10 protein-coding genes are annotated in these 8,905 nt (G+C 66.1%); 5 read left to right on the forward strand and 5 right to left on the reverse strand.

Going from position 1 to position 8,905, the window contains the following annotated elements:
• Positions 1-50 precede the first annotated feature (50 nt).
• The 5 genes from VGN46_RS01560 to VGN46_RS01580 all read left to right on the forward strand — a co-directional run bounded on the left by VGN46_RS01560 (position 51) and on the right by VGN46_RS01580 (position 4,468).
• Positions 51-308 carry a YfhL family 4Fe-4S dicluster ferredoxin gene (locus VGN46_RS01560; protein WP_331639892.1) on the forward strand — a complete coding sequence of 86 codons (258 nt, stop codon included), beginning with the start codon at positions 51-53 and terminating at the stop codon, positions 306-308.
• A gap of 64 nt (positions 309-372) precedes the next feature.
• Entirely contained in the window at positions 373-2,091 is a 1,719-nt protein-coding gene (gene ggt, locus VGN46_RS01565; RefSeq protein WP_331639894.1) for a gamma-glutamyltransferase, read from the forward strand.
• 9 nt (positions 2,092-2,100) lie between these two features.
• Positions 2,101-2,952 (forward strand): MBL fold metallo-hydrolase, encoded by an 852-nt coding sequence (locus VGN46_RS01570; RefSeq protein ID WP_331639896.1) that lies wholly within the window; start codon positions 2,101-2,103, stop codon positions 2,950-2,952.
• A 34-nt stretch (positions 2,953-2,986) separates the two neighbouring features.
• Complete coding sequence (locus tag VGN46_RS01575; RefSeq protein WP_331639898.1) at positions 2,987-4,045, forward strand: TMEM43 family protein; 1,059 nt, start codon at positions 2,987-2,989, stop codon at positions 4,043-4,045.
• Positions 4,046-4,060: 15 nt separating this feature from the next.
• On the forward strand, positions 4,061-4,468 hold the full coding sequence (locus tag VGN46_RS01580) for an MAPEG family protein (RefSeq protein WP_331639901.1): 408 nt from the start codon (positions 4,061-4,063) through the stop codon (positions 4,466-4,468).
• Positions 4,469-4,540: 72 nt separating this feature from the next.
• On the opposite strand, the gene VGN46_RS01585 is transcribed toward VGN46_RS01580, so the two are convergent.
• The 5 genes from VGN46_RS01585 to VGN46_RS01605 form a co-directional block, all read right to left on the reverse strand.
• Complete coding sequence (locus VGN46_RS01585) at positions 4,541-5,809, reverse strand: EAL and HDOD domain-containing protein (protein WP_331639903.1); 1,269 nt, start codon at positions 5,807-5,809, stop codon at positions 4,541-4,543.
• A gap of 47 nt (positions 5,810-5,856) precedes the next feature.
• Positions 5,857-6,303 carry a flagellar protein FlgN gene (locus tag VGN46_RS01590; protein ID WP_331639905.1) on the reverse strand — a complete coding sequence of 149 codons (447 nt, stop codon included), beginning with the start codon at positions 6,301-6,303 and terminating at the stop codon, positions 5,857-5,859.
• Positions 6,300-6,605 (reverse strand): flagellar biosynthesis anti-sigma factor FlgM, encoded by a 306-nt coding sequence (gene flgM, locus VGN46_RS01595; RefSeq protein WP_331639907.1) that lies wholly within the window; start codon positions 6,603-6,605, stop codon positions 6,300-6,302. The genes VGN46_RS01590 and flgM overlap by 4 nt, the downstream gene beginning before the upstream one ends.
• A gap of 105 nt (positions 6,606-6,710) precedes the next feature.
• Positions 6,711-7,412, reverse strand: coding sequence for a flagellar basal body P-ring formation chaperone FlgA (gene flgA / locus VGN46_RS01600; protein ID WP_331639909.1), 702 nt, complete (start codon positions 7,410-7,412; stop codon positions 6,711-6,713).
• Positions 7,409-8,722: a methyl-accepting chemotaxis protein gene (locus VGN46_RS01605; protein ID WP_331639911.1), complete on the reverse strand. Its 1,314-nt coding sequence runs from the start codon at positions 8,720-8,722 to the stop codon at positions 7,409-7,411. Before VGN46_RS01605 ends, flgA begins: the two co-directional genes overlap by 4 nt.
• Positions 8,723-8,905: the final 183 nt, after the last annotated feature.

The following is an 8,905-nucleotide window of genomic DNA, read 5'->3' on the forward strand; positions in this document are numbered from 1 at the left end:
ACAGAAAAGGGCGCCTCAAGGGCGCCCTTTTTTTGCGCTAAAATGGCGGCATGTCCCTCCTGATCCTCGATACCTGCGTCAATTGCGACGTCTGCGAGCCGGTGTGCCCGAACAAGGCCATTTCGCTGGGTGAGCAGTATTACGTCATCGATCCGGACCTGTGCACCGAGTGCGTGGGCCACTTCGATAACCCGCAGTGCGTGGAAGTGTGCCCCGTGGAATGCATTCCGAACGATCCGGACCACGTGGAGAGCCGCGAGCAGCTCATGCTCAAGTACGAGCACCTCATGGCGAAGGCGGCTTCGTAAGACCTCGCCGCCATGATCGGTTAATCTCGCTGGTCGAGATATTCCCCGTTAAGTGAGGCCCCCCATGGTCCATGCCCCGTCGTGGCGCGTGCTCGCCGCGAGCCTGTTTCTTGTTGCTGGCACCGGCGTAGCCGCCGCCGACCAACACCCGCAACTCTCGTCCTCCGCGCCTGCGACCCGTGGCCCCGGCCACGCCGCGATCGCCAGCGCGAACTACCTGGCCACCAACGCCGGCCTGGAAGTGCTCGCGAAGGGCGGTAACGCCTTTGATGCGGCCATTGCCGTCTCGTCCACGTTGGCCGTGGTCGAGCAGCAGAGCTCGGGCTTGGGCGGCGGCTTCATGGCCATGCTCCACGTGGCGAAGGACAACCGCGACATCTTCATCGACGCCCGCGAGACCGCGCCGAAGGCCGTCGACATGAAGGTGTACCTCGGTAAGGACGGCAAGCCGAACCGCGACGTCTCCACGCATGGGCCACTCTCAGCGGGTATCCCCGGCGAGCCCGCGGGTCTCGCCTGGCTCGCCTCCCACTACGGCAAGCTGCCGCTGGCGCAGTCGCTGGCACCCGCGATTCGCGTGGCGAGCGAGGGCTACCAGCCAGACAAGCGCTTCATCAGCACCATCGCCGAAAACCAGGATGTGCTCTCGCGCTACCCGTCGTCAGCCGCGATCCTGCTGCCCGGCGGCACGGTGCCAGCCCAGGGCTGGACGCTGAAGCAGCCGGACCTTGCGAAGACCCTGCAGCGCCTGGCGGAGAAGGGCGCCGATGGCTTCTACAAGGGCGAGACCGCCAAGCGCCTCGTCGATGCATCGCAAAAGGCCGGTGGCAACTGGGTCCAGGCCGACCTGGATGCCTACAAGGTCAAGGAGCGTGAGCCGCTGCGCGTCGATTACAAGGGCTACCGCATCGTTACCGCGCCACCGCCGTCCTCCGGCGGCGTCGCGATCGCCGAGGTCCTGAATATCCTCGCCGGCTACGACCTGACCAAGGTCGATCTGGCGCACTCCACCCACCTCACCATCGAGGCGATGCGCCGCGCGTTCCGCGACCACAACGAATACCTGGGTGACCCGGATTTCGTGAAGATGCCGCTGGATATGCTGCTATCCCCCTATTACGCGGACGGTTTGCGCGCCACGATCTCGCCGGAGAAGGCGACGCCTTCCGACTTGCTGCCCACGGCGATGGCCTCCGAGCCAGGCATGCACACCACGCATTTCTCGGTGATCGATGCCGACGGCAACATGGTGGCATCCACGCTCACGGTGAACCTGGAGTTTGGCTCGGGTTTCGTGGCGGATGGCACGGGCGTGTTCCTCAACGATGAGATGGATGACTTCGCCCTGGTCCCAGGCCAGCCGAATGCATTCGGCCTGCGTGGCGCCGAGGCGAACAAGCCGGAGCCGGGCAAGCGCATGCTGTCGTCCATGTCGCCCAGCTTTGTGTTCGGGGCGAACCGCACCGCCGTCATCGGCTCCCCGGGCGGCTCGACCATCATCACCCAGGTCCTCGAGGGCATCCTCGCCTTCATCGACGGCAAGGGTGCCAGCGATATCACGGCGCAGAAGCGTTACCACCACCAGTACCTCCCCGATCGCGTCGATGTGGAAGACGGCGCGTTCGATGCCGCCACCGCCAAGACCCTCACCGACATGGGCCACGTGCTGCATCCGCGCTCGCCATGGGGCTTCATGAACGTCGTGACCTGGGACCACCGGAACAACAAGCTCGAGGCCGCCAGCGACCCACGCCGCCCGTCGGGCCTCGGCAAGGTGCAGTAAGGTAGGCGCATGGAACTCTGGTCACTCATCGGTAATTCGCAGCAACTCGACGGCGGTGCCATGTTCGGCAACGCGCCCCGGGCGATGTGGTCGCGCTGGATCGCACCGGATGAACAGAACCGGATTCCACTGGCGTGCCGTTGCCTGCTCGCCAGGGATCTGGATGGGCGCAACGTGCTGTTCGAGACCGGCATCGGGGCGTTCTTCGACCCGGCGATGCGCGAACGTTACGGCGTCGTCGAAGACCGCCACGTCTTGCTGGATTCACTGGCTGCCGTGGGCCTTACGCACGAAGACATCGATGCCGTCGTCCTCTCGCACCTGCACTTCGACCACGCCGGCGGCTTGCTGGCGCCGTGGGAAGAAGGTCAGCCGGCGCGGCTGTTGTTCCCCAACGCCCGTTTTCTCGTTGGCAGGGAACACTACGAGCGCGCGGCGCATCCGCATTCGCGCGATCGGGCGTCGTTTATCCCCGACATCATCAGGTTGCTCGACGAAAGCGGGCGCCTGGAGCTTGTCGACCAGGGCAAGCCCTCGTCGCTGGGTGATGCGGTCCACTTCGAGTTCTCGGACGGCCATACGCCCGGGCTGATGCTGGCGGAAGTAGGCGGCGTGGTCTTCTGCGCAGATCTCATCCCAGGCCGCGCGTGGGTCCACCTGCCGGTCACCATGGGCTATGACCGCTGGCCGGAAAAACTGATCGACGAAAAGAAAGCGTTCCTCGACGACAAGCTGGCGCGCGGCGTGCGGTTGTTCTTCACCCACGACCACGATTGCGCGATGGCGTCGGTGGCCGTGGACGATAAAGGCCGCTATCACGCAGCCGATAACCATCCGATGCTGGCCGGCTGGTCGGGCTGACGCGCGGGCAGGCGTGGATTTACAGGGGATTTTGATGAGGTCGAAGAAGACGAGCAATGGCGCAGGGCTGGCCATGGGCGCGCGCGTGGCGGGCGCCGTCTTGCTGCTATGCGCGTTGGGGCTTATCGCGTGGAACGAGCGCCGGGTCATGGACTATACGGCGGCGCTCACCCGCCACGGCTCGCCCGTGCTCGACCTTGGTGGCGCGGGTCGGCCCGCCGCCGGGCAATACGGGTCGACCACCCGGGTCAGCGGCATGCCACAGGTGGTCGATGCGCCGCGCGATGCCGAATTCAATGTGCGTAGCGACTCGCCCGTGCTTGTTCGCCATGTGGAAATGTTCCAGTGGCGCGAGATCACGGTGGGTGGCAACACGCATTACGAGATGGACTGGGTGGATCACCCCATCGATGCCACCGGCTTCGCCAAGCCGGCAGGCCATGTGAATCCAGGCGCCTTCCCCGTCCAGGGGCGGCAGTTCGAGGCCGGTGAGGTGCGCTTGGGTAATTTCCGGCTGGCGACCGAAATCGTGCGCGATTTCCCCGGCCGTGTGGATGTGCCGGTGGATGAGAAATCCTTGCCCGCCAACCTCGCGGCGACATTTACGGCGCACAATGGCGTACTGGTGACGAGCAGCAAGCCCGAGCGTCCGCGCCTGGGTGATTTGCGCGTGAGCTGGGAGGCCGTCCCGCTGCAGGACATGACCGTGCTCGCCCGGATCGACGGCGATACGCTTGTACCGGGCAAAGCGGCTCGAACGGGCGACGCCGGTTTTGACGTTCAGGTGGGTGATCGCAGCCTGCTGGATGTCTTGCCCGCGCTGCCGGAGGCGCCCAATGCGGTCGTGGTGATGCGCGCCGGCGCGTATGTGCTAGCGATCTTTGGTGCGCTGCTACTGGCGGTCGGGGGGCGTTTTCACCGCGATATCCTGTTTGCGACGGGGGTGGGGGTGGTCGTCGTTTCGGCCGTTGCCGGGGCCATGTGGCTTGCTGGCGACGCCATGGCGGCGAGCGTATGGTTACTGTTTGCAGTTCTCGGCGCCGGCCTCGCCATCTGGCGGGTCCAGCAACGTACCGGGCGTCCGACCCACTAAGGCCAAGGAGCTTTCATGCGCATCACCGGTCTTTATGCCGCCCTGCTTGGCCTGCTGATGATCGGTATGGCGCTACGGGTCATGTTGCTGCGGCGGAACACCAGCATCGGTCTTGGCGATGGTGGAAACCGTTCGTTGGCCTGCGCCGTGCGCGCCCATGGCAACGCGATCGAATACATACCGATCGGGCTGATCCTGTTGCTGGTGCTCGAGCTCAACCAGACGCTGCCGTTGTTGCTCCACGTCTTCGGCATCGTGCTGGTGGTCGGGCGCATCGCCCACGCGGTAGGCCTTTCAGGCACGCCGGGCATGTCGGCTGGCCGCGCCCTGGGTGCCGCGCTGACCCTGCTGGTACTGCTGGCGATGGCACTGATGCTGATCTGGCAATACCTGCTGATCCACCTGATCGCCCCGACGTTGTAGGAGCGCGCTTGCGCGCGATGGATGCTTGCGGCAAGCACCCATCACGCGCAAGCGCGCTCCTACAGGGGGGGGTTAGGCTTCGGTGGTGCCGTCGGCGAACGCGTAGACGTGATCGGCCCAGCTCGTGGCTTCCACGTACAGCGCAGCCATCTGGTGCACGTGCTGGTCGCGCAGCGATGCGTCGCTCTCCACTTCGCCCTGTTCCCAATGGCGAACCTGATCGAGGATCGATGCGAACGGGCCGGTGCCATCGAGCAGTGCCTCGCGGATCTCGATCGCTAGCGGCAGGTGTTCCAGCACGTAGGCCATCGAGACGTTCATCAGCGCATCGAGCAACGAGAACAGGCCGGCAGTGAAGGCCATCTCCTGCAGCTCAGGCTTGATCGCACGCGCGAGCTTTTCACACATGTGTGCGCGGATCAGTGCCTGGCGCAGCAGTTCCGGCGGACGTTCATCCATGCCCGATACGGCCATGGTGAAGATCCAGTTGCGCATGCGGTTCACGCCGAAGAACACCGCCGCCTGCTCCACCGACTTCAGCTGGCGGGGCAGGGCGAAATAAGCGGAGTTCACGCAACCGAGCAGCTTGTAACTGAGGATGGCGTCGTCACGAACGATCTTGCCCAGTTCGACCGGGCCGTTTTCCGGATCCTGCAGCGCGCCCATCAGGCGCAGCACGCCCAGCTTGCTCGGCGTGAGGCGCGGCATGTCCACGCGTTCGGGACGAAGCAGGTACTTGCCCTGGAAGCCGTCGACATTCTGCTCAGCGTAGTCAGCGAAGGTCTCGTGCGTATCAATGCCGGTGACGATTACTTTGACGCCAAACGCGTGGACGTAATCCATGTGCGCGGCGGCGGCGACCGGGTGGCGGTGGTTCACCGCCACCTTGGCGAACTGCACGATGCGCAGCAGTGCATCCACGCCGGCGCGATGGGCCGGATCGGCAGGCAGGTTGAAATCTTCAAGCATCAGCAGGCAGCCGTGGCCCTTCAGCTCACGAAGCTTTTCCAGCAGGTGGTCGTCGTTGCCAAGATCCGCGCTGATACTGGCGCCGAGGCGCGCATTGTGGCGCAGGATATCGGCATGCTCGAGCAGCAGGTCGCGCGACATGTGCAGGAAGGCTCGGTTGTCGCGGACGAGGCGCTTGAGGCTGCCATCGGCGATCGCGCTGAGCGTGGCCTGGGTGTGCGCCGTGGCGGCAGTATCGACATCGACGCCGGCGGGTCGCGGAAACAACAGCTCGTAGGCAAAGAGCGCCTGCTTGCGGTCGAGGATGGGAACGCGAACGATCGGGAGAATCCCGTCGTCGTTCACCGCTGCCGCCTGGGGATTCACTGCCATTGCTGTTCTTCTTAAGCGAAACGGTGGGCGGGAGGGGATGATCGTGGTCAGGCCTGCGCGAGTATCCCGGAGCGCAAAATGACCTGGGTGGTGCCCCGTGGCCCGTACGTGGATGCTGCGCCTCCGGTTGAATCACCGGAGATCAGGGCCAGGGCCTGGCGGACATGCCCGATCCGCTGGCTGACGATACGGCCGTTGGTTTCATTGATGTTCCGGCACTCACCGATGCGCGCGAACGTCGGCGCCCAGCGGGCGTCGTTGGCGCTGTCGATACCGCCCGCTGTGCTGAGCTGGCGGCGTTCGGTATCCAGTCGATCAATACGGTCGAGCAGGTTGCCTTTGCTACGCGTGGCGTCCTGTAGCGCGTCGCTGTTGGCCTGATCGAGCGCCATGCGCTCGTCGATCAGGCAGGCGTGCAGCGCATCGACCTCGCGGGCGAGGTCGCCCATCACCGCGCTGAGCGCTGTGTCGAAATCGTGGCTGCCGGCATTCATGCCTTGCCGCCCATCTGGGTTTCCAGGGCCAGGAACTTGCTGGCGATGGCCTGGGCGTCTGGCTTGTAGCTGCCGTCGGCGACCTTCGCGCGGATCTCGTCCACGCGCTTGGTGTCGATCGCGTCGGATCGGCTGGCGGCGTCGAGCGCCTTGGCCGAGTCGGTGATCTTCACGCTGTCGTCGGTAGGGCGCACGGTAGCCGCGCCCTCGGCCTTGGCGGTACCGCCAGCGCCCTGGCTCGGCGAACGCAGCTGCACGGGCGGCTGCTGGGCCTGGATACCTGGTTTGATTGTCGTCGTCATGGGTATATCCCTCGGAACATGTGTCCTTCGAACCCTTTATCGGCCCTTGGGGCACAAACTTTAACTGGCGTTATCCGGCAAAGTGTGACCGGATTCGTAGTTCATTCATGGCAGAACGGCGACAGACCCTGGTCCGCTGACGACGGCGTCCAGGATCTTCCCTGATGACGCGTTGCGGACCTTGACCCTGGCACCGGTATCACCGGCGCCCATCGCCACGCCATCGGCGCGGATCATCACCCCATCCACGCTGGCCTCCATGCTGACGGCATCGCCCACGCGAACGGCCTGGCGGCCCGCGAGCATACCCGGTGTCAGCACCGTGCCAGCGTTCAGCGGGCGCACCAGGGCGCGCCCCCCGACCTGATCCAGGCTGGCCACGTAACCGTAGGCCAGGCTGGCGATATCCCGTTCCTCGGCGCGGAGATCATCCGCCCCCAGGCCATCACCACGCGCCAGGGGACGCGTGGTCACAAGGACATCCGTAAACATGTGGACCCGGACCGGCACACGGGCGGTCCATCCGCCAGGCGCCGGGCAGTGGACCACCACGCTGACGCGCGCGCTGATCGGCCGGTTACCCGGCACGGATACCTCGAGCGGGGCGGCGCACGCGGCCAGGCGCAGGCGGCTGTCCAGCGGATCGGCTTCGGCGACCATGCGGGCGCCGGGTAGCGTGCGGTTCTGTTTCAGCCACGTCACCGCCGAGTCGCGTATCGCTTCCAGCGATTGCTCCGCCGCCGCCGCGACGGGCGGGCAGGCGGCCAGGACCACCACGATAGCGATAGCGGCGACGCGACGTATCACGCAGCGTGCACCGCAAGCGCCACGGAGAGCCCCTGGTTCACGTTCTCGAGTTCTTTCAGCAGACCGGCCACCATGTGGCTCGCGTCGGCGTGGCGACCTTCGCCCAGGGTGATTGCGTAGTGCGATGCCTGCGCACTGAAGCGCTCCGCCGCCGCCTGTGCCGTATCCGCGGAGCCATCCGCACGACGAATGCGAAGCTGCTCAATGCAGCGCATGAGTGGGGTGGTATCCAGCCAGCGACGATCGAGTCCGGCCGGGTCGCGCGCCGCCAGTTCCACGGCGAAGCGCAAGCCCTGGCAGGCTTCGCGGATCATCTGGCTGAGCGTGGCGGCGTCAAGCGCGCCCTCGGTCTCCAGCTTGGCGAGGCCAAGGCGGTGGGCGAGCACGGTCGCTCGCGCGGCGGCGTCGGCCTGGCGGCGAACCTCGTTGGCGACGCGGCCCAGGGAGGCCTGGCCCGACTGTGCGGTAGCTACCCGGCCCTGTAGCGTGCCGAGACCCTGGCGGGCCGCATCGAGGCTGCCACGGGCCCCGCGCACAGCGTCATCGATACGGCCCATGGCACTCTGCATGCCGGCCACGCCGGACTGGGTGGTATCGAGGCGACGCAGGCTGCTCTGTACGGCATCGTCCAGGTGGTGCGAGAACTCACCCACGGCATGGGTGACTTCATCGATTTCGGCGGTCGCCTGGGTTGTCTTCTCGGCGAGCTGTTTGACCTCGTCGGCCACCACGGCGAAACCACGGCCAGCTTCGCCGGCACGGGCGGCCTCGATAGCCGCGTTGAGCGCGACGAGGTTGGTCTGGTGGGCAATGTCCTGGACCGCCGCGGTCAGCTTGCGGATGGCGGTGAAATATTCGGAGAACTGCGCGTGGTTGCGGCTCATGCCGGCCAATGCGCTGCGCAGCAAGCGGAGCTGGCCGTCCAGGTCACCCGCCGTGGCGACGCCCTGGTTGCCGACTTCACCCATGGCCGCCACGCCGGTGTGAGCGTGTTCCACCGCCGTCGAGATTCCGGCGCTCGCTTCCGTCAATCGGCTGGCGGCGTCGCGCCCCGCATCGACGGCTGTGCCGAGTTCCTGCAGGGTGGCGCCGAGCGCCTGGGCGCTGGTCAGCGCCATGCCTTGCTGCTCGATCGCCTGGATGGTGGTGGCGGCGGCCGTGCGCGGCTCTGCCTTCGGCGGCACGAGCAAGGCGCCAAGCGCGCTGGCGGCCGCCGGGTACTGCGCGGAAAGGGTCCGGACACGCGCCGTGTCGCCGCTGGCGGCGGCGTGGGCGAGGAGGCGGACGTGCTGGCTCCAGAGCAGGGTCATGTCGTACTTACGCTCATTAATTAGGGTCGCCCCAATACATCGGTCAGGCGGCGTCAGACTTGAGCCAAGCAATCCCCGTGCCACTCGTCCCCCCCCACACGACGCACGCCATTCCCTTGTAGGAGCGCGCTTGCGCGCGATGGGTGCTCGCAGCGAGCCCATCGCGCGCAAGCGCGCTCCTAC

Source organism: Luteibacter sp., assembly GCF_036500425.1.
In the GTDB taxonomy this organism is placed as follows: domain Bacteria; phylum Pseudomonadota; class Gammaproteobacteria; order Xanthomonadales; family Rhodanobacteraceae; genus Luteibacter.

What these genes read in the sequence shown, in the direction of transcription:
- VGN46_RS01560 (WP_331639892.1), top strand. Translation starts at nt 51, where the DNA reads ATGTCCCTCCTGATCCTCGATACCTGCGTCAATTGCGACGTCTGCGAG.
- ggt (WP_331639894.1), top strand. Translation starts at nt 373, where the DNA reads ATGGTCCATGCCCCGTCGTGGCGCGTGCTCGCCGCGAGCCTGTTTCTT.
- VGN46_RS01570 (WP_331639896.1), top strand. Translation starts at nt 2,101, where the DNA reads ATGGAACTCTGGTCACTCATCGGTAATTCGCAGCAACTCGACGGCGGT.
- VGN46_RS01575 (WP_331639898.1), top strand. Translation starts at nt 2,987, where the DNA reads ATGAGGTCGAAGAAGACGAGCAATGGCGCAGGGCTGGCCATGGGCGCG.
- VGN46_RS01580 (WP_331639901.1), top strand. Translation starts at nt 4,061, where the DNA reads ATGCGCATCACCGGTCTTTATGCCGCCCTGCTTGGCCTGCTGATGATC.
- VGN46_RS01585 (WP_331639903.1), bottom strand. Translation starts at nt 5,809, where the DNA reads ATGGCAGTGAATCCCCAGGCGGCAGCGGTGAACGACGACGGGATTCTC.
- VGN46_RS01590 (WP_331639905.1), bottom strand. Translation starts at nt 6,303, where the DNA reads ATGAATGCCGGCAGCCACGATTTCGACACAGCGCTCAGCGCGGTGATG.
- flgM (WP_331639907.1), bottom strand. Translation starts at nt 6,605, where the DNA reads ATGACGACGACAATCAAACCAGGTATCCAGGCCCAGCAGCCGCCCGTG.
- VGN46_RS01605 (WP_331639911.1), bottom strand. Translation starts at nt 8,722, where the DNA reads ATGACCCTGCTCTGGAGCCAGCACGTCCGCCTCCTCGCCCACGCCGCC.